Raw genomic sequence first — 16,638 nt, forward strand, 5'->3', positions numbered from 1 at the left:
AAATGAAACCAGGCGGTAAAAACCGCCCGGAGATATTAAGCCTGCAACTAGCTTAGCAAGAGTTGTTAAAAAATTCAGTAAGTGCTTAAAGCTTATTAAAAACGCGCGCCAGGCGACCGGCGCCGCTTACGCTAACCGGAGACTCATTGGCTGCAACGAATGCTGATTCACCGGGCTTAAGCACCAGACGCTGTTCGCCTTTATGCAGCGTCGCTTCGCCCTCCACGCAGAACAGGATCGCCGCGCTCTCCTGCGCAATGGCGGTCTCGGCATGGCTCAGGTCATGCAGAGAAAACGCAAAATCCTCAACCGGAATCGGGAAGTCCAGCTCTGCGCCGTTTTTCACCGGCTGAGTCAGCAGCTCCGCGGCAGGCTTCGCCACAAACTTCACGTTGGCAACCAGCTCAGGGATGTCGATGTATTTCGGCGTCAGACCCGCGCGCAGCACGTTGTCGGAGTTGGCCATCACCTCCAGTGCCACGCCCTGCAGATAGGCGTGAGGGGTTTCGGCAAACAGGAACATCGCTTCGCCCGGGTTCAGCTTCACCACGTTCAGCAGCAGAGGGGAGAACAGGCCGCTGTCGTCCGGGTAGAATTCGGAAATCAGGCGGATGGTCTCCCACGGCTCACCCTGCTGGCTGTCCAGGGCCGCTTTCAGCACCGCCAGCGCGTGAGATTTCTCTTCACCCTGCATATTCAGCAGGCTGGCGAACAGCTGGCTCAGCGCGTCTGCGTTCGGGTTTTCGAGGAAGTGGGCGATAGCCTTGTTGGCACCCGCGACCGGCTGCAGCAGGGAAATAATCTCTGAAAACTCGCGGAACGCGTTCATCGCCAGGAACGGGGTCAGCGCAAACACCAGCTCCGGCTTGTGGTTAGGATCTTTGTAGTTACGCTCTGCGGCGTCTAACGGGATACCCGCCGCGTTCTCTTTCGCGAAGCCAATTTCAGAGGCTTTCTTGTTCGGGTGAACCTGGATCGAGAGCGGCTGGTCGGCGCACAGCACCTTAAACAGGAACGGCAGTTCGCCGAAGCGCTGAGCCACCTTGTCGCCCAGCAGCGCGGCTTTATCGGCATCAATCACGTCACGCAGGCTGCGAACCTGGCCGCTGGCGTCTTCAATTTTTGAGCTGCTCTTCGGGTGCGCCCCCATCCACAGTTCCGCCATCGGCAGGTTGTTCGGGTTCGCGATACCGTAGAGATCCGTTAACGCAGTTTTACTTCCCCAGGCGTAGTTTTGCACTGAGTTAATGAGTTTTTGCATTATCAAGCCCTGATTCAAATGTGGAATTAACTCCGGGTATTAAAGCAATAAACCACGTGGAAGTAACCTGTGGATGTAAAAAGTCGTACTAGTCTCAGTTTTTGTTAAAAAATTGTGTAGGATAAGCTGACTCGCTTTTAAGCCGGGCAGCGGAACATCTGCCCTGAATAAACAGACCGAAGCAGTAAGTGAGAGAACAATGTCGAATAAACCCTTCCATTATCAGGATCCTTTCCCCCTCAGCAAGGATCAGACCGAGTATTACCTGTTAACCCGCGATCACGTCTCCGTCTCTGAGTTTGAAGGACAAGAGATCCTCAAGGTGGATCCGCAGGCGCTGACGCTGCTGGCGCAGCATGCTTTCCACGACGCCTCGTTTATGCTCCGCCCCGCGCATCAGCAGCAGGTTGCCGATATCCTGAGCGACCCGCAGGCCAGCGAGAACGATAAATACGTTGCCCTGCAGTTCCTTCGTAACTCAGACATCGCGGCGAAAGGCATTCTGCCAACCTGCCAGGACACCGGCACGGCGATCATCGTCGGTAAAAAAGGCCAGCGCGTCTGGACCGGCGGCGGTGATGAAGCGGCGCTGGCGCATGGCGTCTACAACACCTACACCGAAGACAACCTGCGCTATTCGCAAAACGCGGCGCTGGATATGTACAAAGAGGTCAACACCGGCACCAACCTGCCCGCGCAGATCGATCTCTACAGCGTCGACGGTGACGAGTACAAATTTCTCTGTATCGCCAAAGGCGGCGGTTCAGCCAACAAAACCTATCTCTACCAGGAAACCAAAGCGCTGCTCACCCCGGGCAAGCTGAGGAACTACCTGGTTGAGAAGATGCGCACCCTCGGCACCGCGGCGTGTCCGCCGTACCATATTGCCTTCGTGATCGGCGGTACCTCGGCGGAAAGCACGCTGAAAACCGTCAAGCTGGCCTCAACCAAATACTATGACGGCCTGCCTACCGAAGGTAACGAGCACGGCCAGGCATTCCGTGACGTGCAGCTTGAGCAGGAGCTGCTGGAAGAGGCGCGTAATCTGGGCCTCGGCGCGCAGTTTGGCGGCAAATACTTTGCCCACGACGTACGCGTGATCCGTTTGCCGCGTCACGGCGCATCCTGTCCGGTCGGGATGGGCGTCTCCTGTTCTGCAGATCGCAACATCAAGGCCAAGATCAACCGCGAAGGCGTGTGGATCGAAAAACTGGAAAATAACCCGGGCAAATACATCCCGGAAGAGCTGCGTAAAGCGGGTGAGGGTGAAGCGGTTCGCGTTGACCTGAACCGTCCGATGAAAGAGATTCTGGCGCAGCTTTCGCAGTACCCGGTCTCGACCCGCCTCTCCCTGAACGGCACGATTATCGTGGGCCGCGACATCGCGCATGCGAAGCTCAAAGAGCGTCTGGACAACGGTGAAGGGCTGCCGCAGTACATTAAAGATCACCCGATCTACTACGCGGGCCCGGCGAAAACGCCTGAAGGCTACGCCTCTGGCTCGTTAGGCCCGACCACGGCAGGGCGTATGGACTCGTACGTTGACCAGCTGCAGGCCAACGGCGGCAGCATGATCATGCTGGCGAAAGGCAACCGCAGCCAGCAGGTGACGGACGCCTGCCACAAGCACGGCGGCTTCTACCTCGGCAGTATCGGCGGCCCGGCGGCGGTGCTCGCGCAGGGCAGCATCAAGAGCCTGGAGTGCGTGGAATACCCGGAACTGGGTATGGAAGCGATCTGGAAAATTGAAGTGGAAGACTTCCCGGCGTTTATCCTCGTGGATGACAAAGGTAACGACTTCTTCAAACAGATCCAGTCGTCCCAGTGTTCGGCGTGCGTGAAGTAATTCTGTAAATTGCCGGGTGGCGCAGCCGCCACCCGGCATCAAAAAGAGCGCACAAAGCGCCATATCGTTTCCCAGAAGTCATCAATACTTATCCCTTAAGCATGTGAGCAATCCCTCTTTTGTTATCAAGGAGAAAGTAATGACAACGGTACGCCATGAGAAAGATTCTATGGGCGCAATCGCGGTTCCGGCCGACAAGCTTTGGGGCGCGCAAACCCAGCGTTCGCTGGAGCATTTCCGTATCTCGACTGAAAAAATGCCCGTCTCGCTGATTCAGGCGCTGGCGCTCACCAAACGCGCCGCCGCGAAGGTGAACCAGGATTTGGGCCTGCTGGACGCCGATAAAGCCACCGCTATCATCAACGCCGCCGACGAAGTGCTGGCGGGCAAGCATCCCGACGAATTCCCCCTCGCTATCTGGCAGACCGGTTCCGGCACCCAGAGCAACATGAACATGAACGAAGTGCTGGCGAACCGGGCCAGCGAGCTGCTTGGCGGCGTGCGCGGCATGGAGCGTAAGGTCCACCCGAACGATGACGTCAACAAAAGCCAGAGCTCTAACGACGTCTTCCCGACGGCGATGCACGTGGCGGCGGTAATTGCCATTCGCGAGCAGCTGATCCCGCAGCTCAACGTGCTGAAATCCACGCTTAACGAGAAAGCGCAGGCCTTCCGCGACATCGTCAAAATTGGCCGTACGCACCTGCAGGACGCCACGCCGCTGACCCTCGGCCAGGAGATTTCCGGCTGGGTGGCGATGCTGGAGCACAATCTGAAGCATATCGAGAACAGCCTGCCGCACCTGGCGGAGCTGGCGCTCGGCGGGACGGCGGTCGGTACCGGGTTAAATACCCACCCCGAATACGCGGTACGCGTGGCGGAAGAGCTGGCAAGCATTACCGGACAGCCGTTCGTCACGGCGCCCAACAAGTTCGAAGCGCTGGCGACCTGCGATGCGCTGGTCCATACCCACGGCGCGCTGAAGGGGCTGGCGGCCTCGCTGATGAAAATTGCCAACGACGTGCGCTGGCTGGCTTCCGGTCCGCGCTGCGGCATCGGCGAAATCAGCATCCCGGAAAACGAGCCGGGCAGCTCTATCATGCCGGGTAAAGTGAACCCGACCCAGTGCGAAGCCATGACTATGCTCTGTTGTCAGGTGATGGGCAATGACGTGGCCGTCAACATGGGCGGAGCGTCCGGCAACTTTGAGCTGAATGTCTATCGCCCGATGGTGATCCACAACGTGCTGCAATCTGTTCGTCTGCTGGCAGACGGGATGGAGAGCTTTAACGAACACTGTGCGGTAGGGATTGAGCCCAACCGCGAACGTATCAGCCAGTTGCTCAATGAATCCCTGATGCTGGTGACCGCACTCAATACCCATATCGGCTATGACAAAGCCGCGGAGATCGCTAAAAAAGCGCATAAAGAGGGGCTGACGCTGAAAGCCTCCGCCCTGGCGCTGGGCTATCTCACGGAGGCGGAGTTTGACGCCTGGGTTCGTCCGGAAGCGATGGTCGGCAGCCTGAAATAATCATCCCGCCACGTACAGGTGCAGCCGCGGAATAATCAGCTGTAGCGGCTGCGCCTGAGGTCTGTAACGGTGCTGAACATTTTCAGCATCGTAATTCAGCAGTTCCCCAATATCGGGCACCACCGCGCCCTGGTCGGCATCGTAAAGCGCAATCAGCGGCGTCGGGCAGGCATACTGCACCTGCTTTTGCTGACCAGAATACCAGACTCGGGCGATAGGCTGCACCTTCACCGGCCGCTTTATCTTGAGGCGCGTATCCGCCGGAAGCGAGGCGATGCTGTGGTACTCCTGCTCCAGGCGCTCAATCCACTGTTCACGCGACCACGGCGCGACGGTGCGCGGCGTCTTCAGGCTTTTTTCCAGCTGCGCCAGAATCTCATCCCGGGTGAAGTTTTTGATGATGTGTTTATTCGCCCAGCCGAAGCGCAGCGTGGCGGGGTGACGCAGTACCGTCAGGGTTCGGTAGGCATTCAGAGTAATCAGCCCCGGAAGCTGGCGGTGCACCCACTCAAACCGCGCGGCAGGCGCGAGGCCGGACTCTTCGGTGATGATCTTTTCAAAGGCCGCTTTCAGGGTGTTGATATGCGCAATCTGGCTTTCCAGCGCTTCACGCGTTGTCGCATCGGTTTGCAGACTGATGACGCCCGGCAGGCGCACGGCGGCCTTACTGCTGCGGTTTTCTGACTGCTGTTGGATAAACAGGCGACGATAGTGCTTCAGCGCCCGTTCAAGAGCGGCATTGCCGATGTGCTGTTCGACCTCGATGGCATCCAGCGGATCGTGCTCGGCCCCTTTAGCCACATCGGGCAGGGTAAAGACGCGCGCGGCCAGCAGACGGCAGGCCTGCAAGCGCTCGGTCAGGGTCAGTAGTTCATGTTCTATTTCCCGAAACGTGCTGTTCAGCCGTTCGATGAGATCGTAAGTTGCCATAAACACCCTCATTAGTTACAACATACTTATCATATAGCACAGCACGCCGGGTCAGGCCAGCGTGCGGGTGAGGTCAGGCAGGAACGGGAAGGGCGATGTTATGGTACACCGGCCAGCTAAAACAGAAGCGCGCGCCGCCGAGCTCGCTCTCCTCGCAATGCACCGTGCCCCCCATCGCCTGCGCGATTGAGTAAACAATTGCCAGCCCCAGGCCGCATCCACCGGTGGCGCGATCGCGGCTGGGGTCGAGGCGGACAAACGGTTCAAACACGGTTTCTCGCGCTTCCGGGGCAATTCCCGGTCCGTCGTCCTCCACCGTCAGGCTGGCCCGGTTGCCCTGCAAATCCAGGCCAATCTGGAGCGTACTCTCGCTGTAGCGCATGGCGTTGTTCATCAGGTTGTCCAGCACGCGCTCCATCAGGCGCATATCGAGCGCGCCGTAATCACCCGGCGTGACGCGCGTCAACAGCGTGCGCTGCGGGTTTACGCTCTGAACATCATCAATGTGGGTTTGCAGCCAGGCGGGCAGGTCCGGCGTGCTGAGGTTCAGCTCGTTCTGCGGACGATCGAGACGCGCGTAGGTCAGCAACTCCTCAATCAGCGCTTCAAGCTGGCCAATGTCGCGGTTCAGGGCCTGAGACTCTGCTTCCGTCAGATTTTCGCTCATCTCCAGACGGTAGCGCAGGCGAACCAGCGGCGTGCGCAGCTCGTGCGCAATTCCGTCGATCAGCTGCTTTTTACTGGCGATCAGGGCATTGATGTTATCAGCCATCTGGTTAAAGGCCACGCCAAGACGCTCAAAGCTGGAACCGCTGTCGAAGTGAATGCGCTCGGTAAAATGCCCCTCGCCAAAACGCTGCGCGGCGGACTCCAGCTTCAGCATGTCCTGCCAGTGGGGGCGCATCCAGATAAAGACCGGAAACGCGAGTGAAATGGCGATAAAGGCCATCAGCGCCATATCCAGCAGACGCATCTGGTGCAGATAATAGAGATAGGGCACCGGCCCGACGGCCAGCACGTAATGGCTGCGCGGGATGCGCTGGATAAAGGTGTATTTCTCATCCAGCGCGACGATATCCCCGTCGCGCAGGCGCTGCATCGCGGGTGGATCCAAATCGAAATCTTTTAACGGCTCGATGCGTAAATCAAACGACAGGTTCAGATCGAGCTCTTTGAGGGTTTTTGCCCAGTCGTGCGGCGGGATCTCTCTCAGCTCGCTGCGCATCAGATACAGCGAGCTTTTCATCAGATCGTCCAGCGACTGCCTGCCCGCACGTTCGGCGGTGAACTTATAGACCAGCCCGACCAGCATGGTCATCACCAGGAAGCAGACAAACAGCAAAAGATAAAACTGCACAAACAGCTTTTTCATTGGATCTCACCGAAAAAACGCTTTGTGCAGAATATACATGAAAACCCGTCGATATTTTCATGTCTGTGAAGCGTGTTACATGGCTTTCGCGCTGTTTTTTAACCTGGCGATGAGTGTTTCCGTTACGGCCAGGCCTTCCGAAATGTGCGGATCAATCACGGCGGTCCCAAATTCGTTAATTAAATCCAGAAGAATTTCGTAAAACTGGATGAGTTCAAGGAGATCAATGAGCGCTTTTTGATCGGCGCGTGAGGGGGAGGAATGGCTAAGCGCAGCCTGATTAACAATCCATTCAAGATTGGTTTTGATGGCTTCGACTTCGTGGTAGCTATACATATTTCATGGGCTTAAATCCTCATTTCAAGATTTTATGGGAGAAATGTGCTGAAAAGATGTGGGGTTATAGCCGGCCCGGTGAGGCTTTAAGAAAAGATTGTAGGAATGTTAATTATGGATTAGTTCGCGGGCTTATCAAGTTAATTGTTGCGCAAACGGGCAAATTAACGCGCGAAAGAGGGGACATCGACGGGTAATGCCTTCATTTCGCGCACGTTATCGTTTATCAGGTTTCCCAGGCGTGCGGGGCAAACAGATAACCCTTATTACGCACGGTTTTAATGCGGTAGGGCTCGGTGGCGTTATCCTGCAATTTTTTGCGCAGACGCGAAATCGCCACGTCAACGCTGCGATCCATTCCGTCATAGCTCACGCCACGGAGGTTTTTCAGCAGCGCGTCGCGGTCCATGATTTGCCCGGCATGCGTTGCCAGCTCCCACAGCAGGTCAAAGTCTGCGGTGGAGAGGGCGATAAGCTCACCGGAAAGCAGGACCTGGCGGTTAACCGGGTCAATAGACAGCGTACCGAAGCGCATCGCTTTGTGAGGCGTCAGAGACGGTGCGGGCGCTTCGCGTTCGATACTGGCGTGCTGGCGCAAATGCAGGCGCAGGCGGGCCAGCAGGACGGCAGGCGGTGTGGTTTTCAGAATGTAATCATTGGCGCCCATCTCCAGCGACAGAATATGGTTCATATCGCTGTCCAGTGAGGTGAGCAGAACGATAGGGCCGTCCCAGCGCGCGCGCAGGTCACGGCAGAGCGTCATGCCGTCTTTGCCTGGCAGCATGATGTCCAGCAGCACTAAATCCGGATTTTCACGGACGACCACCTCTTCGGCACGATCGCCGCGAGGCTCAACAATGACGTCCATATCATGTTTACCCAGATAGGCGGCGATCAATTGCCCGACTTCGGGTTCGTCTTCAACATAAACAATCTTATTCATACAACGTCTGTTTTCGTGAAAAAAGCCAACATACACCGCGGAACCTTAACCTTCCATTAATCTTTCAAAATTAACGCCGCTTCCGTTATTCTGACGTCTATTGCTACTTGATTTTTATAGGGAAAAATATGGGGCTGGTGATCAAAGCCGCGCTGGGGGCGCTGGTGGTGTTAATGATTGGCATTCTGGCAAAAACCAAAAACTACTATATTGCCGGGCTGATCCCGCTGTTCCCGACCTTCGCGCTGATTGCCCACTATATTGTGGCTTCTGAACGGGGCACGGAGGCGTTACGTACGACCATTGTGTTTGGCATGTGGTCGATCATCCCGTATTTTCTCTACCTGCTTTCGCTGTGGTATTTCACCGGTTTTCTGCGGCTTCCCCTGGCGCTGGGCGGGGCGGTGATCTGCTGGGCACTCAGCGCCTGGGTGTTAATATTCTTCTGGGGCCGCTTTCACTAGCGCAGCGGGCGTCCACCGTCCACGGCAAAGGTTCTGCCGGTGACATAGCAGCTGGTGAGGAGGTAATCCACAAGGTCGATCACCTCTTTCTCGCCTGGGGCAATTTTCATCAGCGACTTATTCAGCGCCTGCTGGCGGTACTCCGCATCATCGTTTTCGTTAAACAAAATCATCGCCGGGGCGATGGCGTTCACCTTCACCTCGGGCGCAAGCTTGCGGGCAAAGGAGCGCGTCATGTTGTCCAGCGCGGCTTTACTGGCCGCATAAGCGATGTGCTTGTCGCTGCCGCGCTCAACCACATAATCGGTGAAGTGGATAATGTCACCCGCAGCATGGCCGTGACCGCGCAGCAGATCCTGCAGGGCGTGGTTAAGCAGATAAGGGGCGTTGACGTGGATCTGCAGCATGGCAGATAGCGTATCGCTGAGGGACGTGCCGGGCTTCTCGGCACACCAGGCGCTGGCGTTATGGATCACAGCGCGCAGCCCCGTCGCGGTGGATTTCACCTGCTCCGCAAAGGCCAGGATGCCTTCATCGGTGGAAAAATCAGCCTGAATGCAAACCGCTCCGGCTTTGCGCAACCCCTCAATCGACGGGTATTCCGTACGGTAGCTGACAATGACCGGATGGCGAAGGTTGAGAAAGTGATGGGCGAGGGCGAGGCCGATACGGCGGCCTCCACCGGTGATCAATATTGGGCGAAGCGGTGCATTTCCCATCGTATTCTCCTTTACAGTTCAACAATGGGAAAGACAGTGCTATCCCATTAACATCCAGGTTGCCGGTACGGCAGCAACCAGTAACAGCCCGATTAAGGCCATTTCACGGCGTTTCAGCGCGTTCTCCAGCTGATGCGTGCGGCGGGCGTAGATAAATACCAGCAGGCCCGGCGCATACAGCACTACCGACAGCAGCAGATGCATCGGCCCGGAAGCATACAACAACCACAGGCCGTAAATACAGGCCCCAACGCCCACGACATAGTGCGCCGGACGCGTGGCGATTTTTAACAAATACGCACCCACTAAGAAATAGGGTACCAGAATCATCTCGGAGGCGATGGTCAGCAGGGTGTTATAGTCTGAACCTGTGAGCCAGATCAGCACCAGGCAGACCTGAACGCTGATGTTGGTCAGCCAGAGTGAGGCTGATGGCGCATTATTTTTGTTTTGTCGGGCAAACAGGCGTGGAAACGCCTTGTGCGTCGCGGCCAGGAACGGCACTTCAGCCGCCATGATGGTCCAGCTCAGGTAAGCGCCGCAGACGGAGACGATCAGCCCTGCGGCAATCACCACGTCGCCCCAGGGGCCGAGCATTTTCACCATCAGGCCTGCCATCGACGGATTACGCATTTCGGCCAGTTCAGGACGCGCCACCACACCCAGCGACAGCAGCGTTACCAGCAGATACACGCCCAGCGCCGCCAGGACGGCCAGCAGCGTGGCGCGGCCCACATCGCGTTTATTACGCGCGCGGGCAGAAACCACCACCGCGCCTTCAACGCCGATAAACACCCACAGTGTAATCAGCATCGTGTTTTTCACCTGTTCCCAGACCGGAACGCCAAGCGCAATTCCGCTGAAATCAAGCGTAAACACGTCGAGACGGAACGCAATGAAGGCCAGCACGATGAACAGGCCAAGCGGCACCAGTTTCGCCAGCGTCGCTACCAGGTTGATGCTGGCGGCGGTCTGGACGCCGCGCAAAATCAGCCAGTGAACAATCCACAGCAGCGCCGAGGCGCCGACGATAGACTGCCAGGTATTACCGTCGCCAAACAGGCGCAGCTCAGGGGTATCGGTAAAGAAACTGAGCGCCGAGAAGACAATCACCAGATAAGAGACGTTAGCGATGACCGCGCACAGCCAGTAGCCCCAGGCGGAGCAGAAGCCAATCAGCTCGCCAAAACCTTCACGTGCATAGGTGAAAATGCCGCCGTCCAGATCCGGGCGAACGCGGGTCAGCAGCAGCATGGCGAATGCCAGCAGCAATATCCCGACACCGGTAATGCCCCAGCCAATGAGCAAGGCGGCAGGGCTTGCAACGGCCGCCATGTTCTGCGGTAAACTGAATACGCCCGCACCCAGCATTGAGCTTAAAACGAGTGCAGTCAGAGCACTCAGGCCAAGTTTCTTTTCCATTGGCTTCCTGTTATGAAAAGTCCCAATCCAGAATAATTATTTCGCTAAGGCGCATAAAAATGGTGGATCACACTAAGGCGCGGGATTTTACGGAGTGTAACGAAAGCATGCAATGATGTGTGGCAGAAATTCGAAAAAAGTAACAAAAAAAGGCGGCATTGCGCCGCCTTTCGTCAACGATTTTGTTACTTGTACAGATCGGCGCTGATGGTCACGTTGTTGCCACGTTCCTGCCACTGGCGGGTGATGTGGTAATACTTCGCCCCTTTCTTCGCCGCACGCTTCGCGACCTGGTAAGAGACTTCCGTCATATTGCCGTAGTTGCCGGTGAACTTGATGCTGTCGAACGGCACCATTTGCGCGGCAGTGGCTTTGTTCAGCTCTTCAATTTTAGTGCCGTCCGGCAGCGTAACGGAGTAGCGGCCACCTTTCGTGGATTGTGTTTCAAAGAAACGGCCCACTTCAGCGCTTGGCGCAGCAGAGGTCGCGACGCCTGGAATTTCAACTTTCTTCGCTTCTTCGCCGCCTTTGGCTATCGCTGCGCGACCCGCTTCAGAGTCCGCAGGGATGGCATCCGGGCTCTGCAGAACGCGTTTTTTCGCATCTTCTTTGTAGATGAATGCGGTAATGCGCTGGTTGCCACCCTGGTTAGCATCCACCTGACGCACGATATAGAAAGAGTAGGCACCTTTCTCTTTTGCGGCTTTGGTGATGGCATCGTTCACTTCAGGCTGGCTGCGATAGAAGCCCTGAACGGTAACGGTGTCGTAAGGTTCCAGCTCAATGGCCTGATCTTTCGGCAGCTCAACGATACCGTTGATCACGCGGTTTTTCGGTGCGTCAGCCTTTGGCGCATTATCTTTATACAGCGCAATGGTCACGCGCTGGTTACCGCTGTTGCCGTAATCGGACTGGTCAACAACGTAAAACGAGGCCGCCCCGTTTTTATCAGCGGCTTTTGATGCGGCGGCGACGGCATCGCCAATAGAATTATAACGACCCACAATGACCGTATGGTCAAAAGGTTTTAATGCTGCCGCTTGCTCCGGCGTTAACTCTGTTGCGGCATTCGCAGACAGGGCGGTCGCACAGAGAAGTGCGGACGCCAGGAGTGTGTTCTTAAGCTTCATAAAAATAATCCTTCGCCTTGCGCAAACCATGTACTGGTATTGTTGTTTATTTGAGACGGTCCCGATTATGGCATTTAAAACCCGTCGCTGTCTGCGCCATTTTTCACAGCCTGTGCTCACTGAATTACCGAATTCGATAACATTTAGTGATATGTTGAAAAAACAGGCGTTTGACAAGCAAAACTGATAAAGCATATGACTTTTACAAGTTAATTTAATGTTAATAACTTGTTCTCTTATGGCGCTATATCATGTTTTTACCGCTTCGCTTGCGCGATTTATCGGTTCTGGCGATGAATTTAAGGTAAATATCACTGTCAGTGACGCCGATCGCTTATTTTTCACAGATAAAGTAAGAAATAGTGTTTTCTGGCGGTAGATCACAAGCGCTATTTTCAGTAGGTTATAGACAGTTTGTTACTGTTTTATTTTGCGGGGGTACTCATTTCTCGTCGCTATCATACTGGCGAAAATTGATACAAACCGCGGGCATTTATCGACAAACCATCATCAAAAACCGATGGAAGGGAAAACTATGCGTATTGGGGTACCAAAAGAACGGTTAGCCAATGAAACCCGCGTAGCGGCAACACCGAAAACGGTGGAGCAACTGCTTAAGCTGGGTTTTACCGTCGCGGTTGAAAGCGGCGCAGGCAAACTGGCGAGTTTCGATGACGAGGCCTTTATTCAGGCTGGCGCGGAAGTGGTGGACGGTGCTGAAGTCTGGCAGTCTCCCGTGATTCTGAAAGTCAACGCGCCGGAAGAGAGCGAGATTGCGCTGCTGAATCCGGGAACAACGCTGGTTAGCTTCGTCTGGCCTGCACAAAATCCTGAACTGATGGAGAAGCTGGCGGCCCGTGGCGTGACCGTGATGGCGATGGACTCCGTGCCGCGTATTTCGCGCGCGCAGTCGCTGGATGCGCTCAGCTCCATGGCAAACATTGCCGGCTACCGCGCCATTGTTGAAGCTGCTCACGAATTTGGACGCTTCTTTACCGGTCAAATCACCGCGGCGGGGAAAGTCCCGCCGGCGAAAGTGATGGTGATTGGCGCGGGCGTGGCGGGTCTTGCTGCAATCGGTGCGGCAAACAGCCTGGGCGCTATCGTGCGCGCGTTCGACACCCGTCCCGAAGTGAAGGAACAGGTTCAGAGTATGGGGGCCGAATTCCTTGAGCTGGACTTTAAGGAAGAAGCGGGCAGCGGTGATGGCTATGCGAAGGTGATGTCAGAAGCCTTTATCAAAGCCGAAATGGAACTCTTCGCCGCGCAGGCGAAAGACGTCGACATTATTGTTACCACCGCGCTTATTCCGGGTAAACCCGCGCCGAAGCTGATCACCCGCGAGATGGTGGACTCCATGAAGCCAGGCAGCGTGATTGTCGACCTGGCGGCGCAAAACGGCGGTAACTGCGAGTATACCGTTGCCAATCAGGTGACCACGACTACTAACGGCGTGAAGGTTATCGGCTATACCGATCTCCCTGGCCGCCTGCCAACCCAGTCTTCCCAGCTGTACGGTACCAACCTGGTTAACTTGCTGAAGCTGCTTTGCAAAGAGAAAGACGGCAACATCACCGTTGATTTTGATGACGTGGTGGTGCGCGGCGTCACCGTGGTACGCGAAGGTGAAATTACCTGGCCTGCGCCGCCTATTCAGGTTTCTGCTCAGCCTCAGGCGGCGCAGAAAGCGGCACCCGAGCCAAAAGAACCTGCTAAACCGGCTTCACCGTGGCGTAAATACGCCATCATGGCGCTGGTTATCATTCTGTTCGGCTGGTTGGCTGACGTTGCGCCGAAAGAGTTCCTCGGCCACTTTACCGTCTTCGCACTCTCCTGCGTCGTAGGTTATTACGTGGTGTGGAACGTCTCCCACGCGCTGCATACGCCGCTGATGTCGGTCACTAACGCCATCTCGGGGATCATCGTGGTGGGGGCGTTACTGCAGATTGGACACGGCGGCTGGATCAGCTTCCTGAGCTTTATCGCGGTGCTGATCGCCAGTATCAATATTTTCGGTGGTTTCACCGTGACTCAGCGCATGCTGAAAATGTTTCGTAAAGGCTAAGGGGTAGCATATGTCTGGAGGATTAGTCACAGCCGCATACATTGTTGCTGCAATCCTGTTTATTTTCAGTCTGGCGGGGCTTTCCAAACACGAAACGTCTCAGCAGGGAAATAACTTTGGTATCGCCGGGATGGCGATTGCGCTGATTGCCACCATCTTCGGGCCGGATACCGGCAACGTGGCGTGGATCCTGGTGGCGATGATCATCGGCGGCGCGATTGGTATTCGCCTGGCGAAGCGCGTTGAAATGACCGAGATGCCTGAGCTGGTGGCGATTCTGCACAGCTTCGTGGGGCTGGCGGCGGTGCTGGTGGGCTTCAACAGCTACCTGTATCACGAACCGGGCATGGAACCGATTCTGGTCAACATTCATCTGACCGAAGTGTTCCTCGGCATCTTCATCGGTGCCGTGACCTTCACCGGTTCTATCGTGGCGTTCGGCAAGCTGCGCGGTAAGATCTCTTCTAAACCGCTGATGCTGCCTAACCGTCACAAGCTGAACCTGGCGGCGCTGGTGGTGTCGTTTGTGCTGCTGGTGGTCTTCGTGCGTACCGAAAGCGTGGGCCTGCAGGTGCTGGCGTTGCTGGTGATGACCATCATCGCGCTGGCGTTCGGCTGGCATCTGGTGGCGTCCATCGGCGGTGCGGATATGCCGGTGGTTGTCTCAATGCTGAACTCCTACTCCGGTTGGGCAGCGGCGGCTGCGGGCTTTATGCTGAGCAACGACCTGCTGATCGTCACCGGTGCGCTGGTGGGTTCTTCCGGTGCGATCCTGTCTTACATCATGTGTAAGGCGATGAACCGCTCGTTCATCAGCGTTATCGCCGGTGGTTTCGGGACCGATGGGTCTTCTTCCAGTGCGGATGAAGAAGTGGGTGAGCACCGTGAAATTTCTGCGGAAGATACCGCAGACATGCTGAAAAACTCGCATTCCGTGATCATCACCCCGGGCTACGGCATGGCGGTGGCGCAGGCGCAGTATCCGGTGGCGGAAATCACCGAGAAGCTGCGCGCGCGAGGCATCAAGGTTCGCTTTGGTATTCACCCGGTGGCGGGCCGTCTGCCGGGCCACATGAACGTGCTGCTGGCGGAAGCGAAAGTGCCTTACGACATCGTGCTGGAAATGGATGAGATCAACGATGATTTCGCCGACACCGACACCGTGCTGGTCATTGGGGCCAACGACACCGTTAACCCTGCTGCACAGGACGATCCGGGTAGCCCAATCGCCGGGATGCCGGTTCTGGAAGTGTGGAAGGCGCAGAACGTCATTGTCTTCAAGCGTTCCATGAACACCGGCTATGCCGGGGTACAGAACCCGCTGTTCTTCAAAGAGAACACTCACATGCTGTTTGGCGACGCCAAGGCCAGCGTGGATGCGATTCTGAAAGCGCTGTAATTCGCTTTCTCCTGACAAACCGCCCTTCGGGGCGGTTTTCTTATTTCTGCGGTCAGCTTTTCTCCTCTGTCTATACTTTACCCTTTGTGTAATACGAGGAGGTGTAATGCAATTTCTGTCCCGCTTCGACTTCATCGCGTTGATGATGACGCCGACATTCTGGATAGGCGCCGCCACGGTTGTCTTTGTGACGCTGCTGGTGTACTGGCTGCTGACGCGCCTGATAGCGTTCGTTAAGAAAGGCATCACCACCTGGGGCGACAAGCACCCGGCCACCAACCGGATGCGTTTTATCCTGACGGATATGCTTAACCGCACCAGCCGCTTCCTGCTGTTTGTGGTGGCACTGCTCCTCAGCCTGCGTTTCGTTGACCTGCCCGATCATCTTTTTGGCACCGTCAGCCACGCCTGGTTCCTGGTCTTCGCCATCCAGGTAGCGCTGTGGATGGATCAGGGGGTCGTGTCGTGGCTTCGTCACGTCATGCTGGCGCCGGGAAGCCATAAAAACCCGGTTACGCTGGTGATCACGGGGCTTATTCTCCGTGCCATCGTCTGGTCAGTGATGCTGCTGTCTATCCTTGCTAACGCGGGCGTCAACATCACTGCTCTGGTTGCCAGCCTTGGGGTAGGGGGTATTGCCATTGCCCTTGCCGTACAAACGATTCTGAGCGACGTGTTTGCCTCGCTTTCTATCGGCTTTGATAAACCGTTCGAAATTGGCGATTTCGTGGTGTTCAACGACGTGGCGGGGACGGTAGAGCACATTGGCCTGAAAACGACCCGTATCCGCAGCCTGAGCGGAGAGCAGATCGTCTGCGGCAACGCCATTTTGCTTCAGCAGACGCTTCACAACTACAAACGCATGCAGACGCGCCGCATCGTCTTTACCTTTGGCGTTGCCAGCGACACGCCGCCCGATAAGCTCCGCTACGTGGGGGATATGGTCAGGCAAATCATTACCGATGTCGGTGAGACAAAATTCGATCGCGCCCATTTTCTCGGATTCGACCGCGACCGCCTGACGTTTGAAGTCGTCCATATTGTTAATACCGCGGATTACAACAAATACATGGACATCCAGCAGGAGATCAATATCCGTATTCTTGAAGGGCTGAACGCCCAGGAGATTAAGCTGGCGCTGCCCAGCATGGTATTGCACGCGCCGTGGATGCAGGATGAGTCAGGTGAACAGCCGAAGCCGGTAATGGAGAGCTGAT

The 16,638-nt window shown here is 56.1% G+C and carries 14 protein-coding genes; 6 read left to right on the plus strand and 8 right to left on the minus strand.

Going from position 1 to position 16,638, the window contains the following annotated elements:
• Positions 1–85: 85 nt before the first annotated feature.
• Positions 86–1,261: a mannose-6-phosphate isomerase gene (gene manA, locus HBM95_10070; protein NIH43275.1), complete on the minus strand. Its 1,176-nt coding sequence runs from the start codon at positions 1,259–1,261 to the stop codon at positions 86–88.
• 199 nt (positions 1,262–1,460) lie between these two features.
• Between manA and HBM95_10075 the strand changes: the two genes are divergently transcribed.
• Both HBM95_10075 and fumC read left to right on the plus strand, forming a co-directional pair.
• Positions 1,461–3,107 (plus strand): fumarate hydratase, encoded by a 1,647-nt coding sequence (locus HBM95_10075; GenBank protein ID NIH43276.1) that lies wholly within the window; start codon positions 1,461–1,463, stop codon positions 3,105–3,107.
• A 139-nt stretch (positions 3,108–3,246) separates the two neighbouring features.
• On the plus strand, positions 3,247–4,641 hold the full coding sequence (gene fumC, locus HBM95_10080; protein ID NIH43277.1) for a class II fumarate hydratase: 1,395 nt from the start codon (positions 3,247–3,249) through the stop codon (positions 4,639–4,641).
• Here fumC and HBM95_10085 read toward each other — a convergent pair whose 3' ends face one another.
• The 4 genes from HBM95_10085 to rstA all read right to left on the minus strand — a co-directional run bounded on the left by HBM95_10085 (position 4,642) and on the right by rstA (position 8,222).
• Positions 4,642–5,571 (minus strand): DNA replication terminus site-binding protein, encoded by a 930-nt coding sequence (locus HBM95_10085; protein ID NIH43278.1) that lies wholly within the window; start codon positions 5,569–5,571, stop codon positions 4,642–4,644. It abuts the gene before it with no gap.
• A 73-nt stretch (positions 5,572–5,644) separates the two neighbouring features.
• Positions 5,645–6,943 carry a two-component system sensor histidine kinase RstB gene (gene rstB / locus HBM95_10090; GenBank protein ID NIH43279.1) on the minus strand — a complete coding sequence of 433 codons (1,299 nt, stop codon included), beginning with the start codon at positions 6,941–6,943 and terminating at the stop codon, positions 5,645–5,647.
• Positions 6,944–7,018: 75 nt separating this feature from the next.
• Positions 7,019–7,279, minus strand: a complete 261-nt coding sequence (locus HBM95_10095) for a hypothetical protein (GenBank protein NIH43280.1) — start codon at positions 7,277–7,279, stop codon at positions 7,019–7,021.
• 226 nt (positions 7,280–7,505) lie between these two features.
• Positions 7,506–8,222, minus strand: coding sequence for a two-component system response regulator RstA (gene rstA / locus HBM95_10100; GenBank protein ID NIH43281.1), 717 nt, complete (start codon positions 8,220–8,222; stop codon positions 7,506–7,508).
• Between the two features lie 128 nt (positions 8,223–8,350).
• Here rstA and HBM95_10105 point away from each other — a divergent pair, with 128 nt between their 5' ends.
• Positions 8,351–8,686, plus strand: coding sequence for a GlpM family protein (locus tag HBM95_10105; protein NIH43282.1), 336 nt, complete (start codon positions 8,351–8,353; stop codon positions 8,684–8,686).
• Here the strand turns inward: HBM95_10105 and folM are convergent.
• The 3 genes from folM to HBM95_10120 all read right to left on the minus strand — a co-directional run bounded on the left by folM (position 8,683) and on the right by HBM95_10120 (position 11,957).
• A complete protein-coding gene (gene folM, locus HBM95_10110; protein NIH43283.1) occupies positions 8,683–9,405 on the minus strand; it encodes a dihydromonapterin reductase in 723 nt (240 codons plus the stop codon). The two genes, HBM95_10105 and folM, sit on opposite strands and share 4 nt — an antisense overlap.
• 39 nt (positions 9,406–9,444) lie before the next feature.
• Complete coding sequence (locus HBM95_10115; GenBank protein ID NIH43284.1) at positions 9,445–10,827, minus strand: amino acid permease; 1,383 nt, start codon at positions 10,825–10,827, stop codon at positions 9,445–9,447.
• A 185-nt stretch (positions 10,828–11,012) separates the two neighbouring features.
• Positions 11,013–11,957 (minus strand): DUF1471 domain-containing protein, encoded by a 945-nt coding sequence (locus HBM95_10120; protein ID NIH43285.1) that lies wholly within the window; start codon positions 11,955–11,957, stop codon positions 11,013–11,015.
• 535 nt (positions 11,958–12,492) lie between these two features.
• On the opposite strand from HBM95_10120, the gene pntA reads away from it, so the two are divergent.
• The 3 genes from pntA (at position 12,493) to HBM95_10135 (ending at position 16,637) form a co-directional block, all read left to right on the plus strand.
• Positions 12,493–14,022, plus strand: a complete 1,530-nt coding sequence (pntA, locus tag HBM95_10125; GenBank protein NIH43286.1) for a Re/Si-specific NAD(P)(+) transhydrogenase subunit alpha — start codon at positions 12,493–12,495, stop codon at positions 14,020–14,022.
• 10 nt (positions 14,023–14,032) lie between these two features.
• Entirely contained in the window at positions 14,033–15,421 is a 1,389-nt protein-coding gene (gene pntB / locus HBM95_10130) for a Re/Si-specific NAD(P)(+) transhydrogenase subunit beta (protein NIH43287.1), read from the plus strand.
• Positions 15,422–15,527: 106 nt separating this feature from the next.
• Entirely contained in the window at positions 15,528–16,637 is a 1,110-nt protein-coding gene (locus HBM95_10135; GenBank protein ID NIH43288.1) for a mechanosensitive ion channel family protein, read from the plus strand.
• Position 16,638: the final 1 nt, after the last annotated feature.

The sequence above is a fragment of the Enterobacter asburiae genome (assembly GCA_011754535.1).
Lineage (GTDB): Bacteria > Pseudomonadota > Gammaproteobacteria > Enterobacterales > Enterobacteriaceae > Enterobacter > Enterobacter cloacae_N.

Coding starts and splice junctions, on each gene's coding strand:
- pntB (NIH43287.1), top strand. CDS start 14,033: ATGTCTGGAGGATTAGTCACAGCCGCATACATTGTTGCTGCAATCCTG.
- HBM95_10105 (NIH43282.1), top strand. CDS start 8,351: ATGGGGCTGGTGATCAAAGCCGCGCTGGGGGCGCTGGTGGTGTTAATG.
- HBM95_10075 (NIH43276.1), top strand. CDS start 1,461: ATGTCGAATAAACCCTTCCATTATCAGGATCCTTTCCCCCTCAGCAAG.
- rstB (NIH43279.1), bottom strand. CDS start 6,943: ATGAAAAAGCTGTTTGTGCAGTTTTATCTTTTGCTGTTTGTCTGCTTC.
- HBM95_10095 (NIH43280.1), bottom strand. CDS start 7,279: ATGTATAGCTACCACGAAGTCGAAGCCATCAAAACCAATCTTGAATGG.
- HBM95_10135 (NIH43288.1), top strand. CDS start 15,528: ATGCAATTTCTGTCCCGCTTCGACTTCATCGCGTTGATGATGACGCCG.
- folM (NIH43283.1), bottom strand. CDS start 9,405: ATGGGAAATGCACCGCTTCGCCCAATATTGATCACCGGTGGAGGCCGC.
- pntA (NIH43286.1), top strand. CDS start 12,493: ATGCGTATTGGGGTACCAAAAGAACGGTTAGCCAATGAAACCCGCGTA.
- manA (NIH43275.1), bottom strand. CDS start 1,261: ATGCAAAAACTCATTAACTCAGTGCAAAACTACGCCTGGGGAAGTAAA.
- rstA (NIH43281.1), bottom strand. CDS start 8,222: ATGAATAAGATTGTTTATGTTGAAGACGAACCCGAAGTCGGGCAATTG.
- HBM95_10085 (NIH43278.1), bottom strand. CDS start 5,571: ATGGCAACTTACGATCTCATCGAACGGCTGAACAGCACGTTTCGGGAA.
- fumC (NIH43277.1), top strand. CDS start 3,247: ATGACAACGGTACGCCATGAGAAAGATTCTATGGGCGCAATCGCGGTT.
- HBM95_10120 (NIH43285.1), bottom strand. CDS start 11,957: ATGAAGCTTAAGAACACACTCCTGGCGTCCGCACTTCTCTGTGCGACC.
- HBM95_10115 (NIH43284.1), bottom strand. CDS start 10,827: ATGGAAAAGAAACTTGGCCTGAGTGCTCTGACTGCACTCGTTTTAAGC.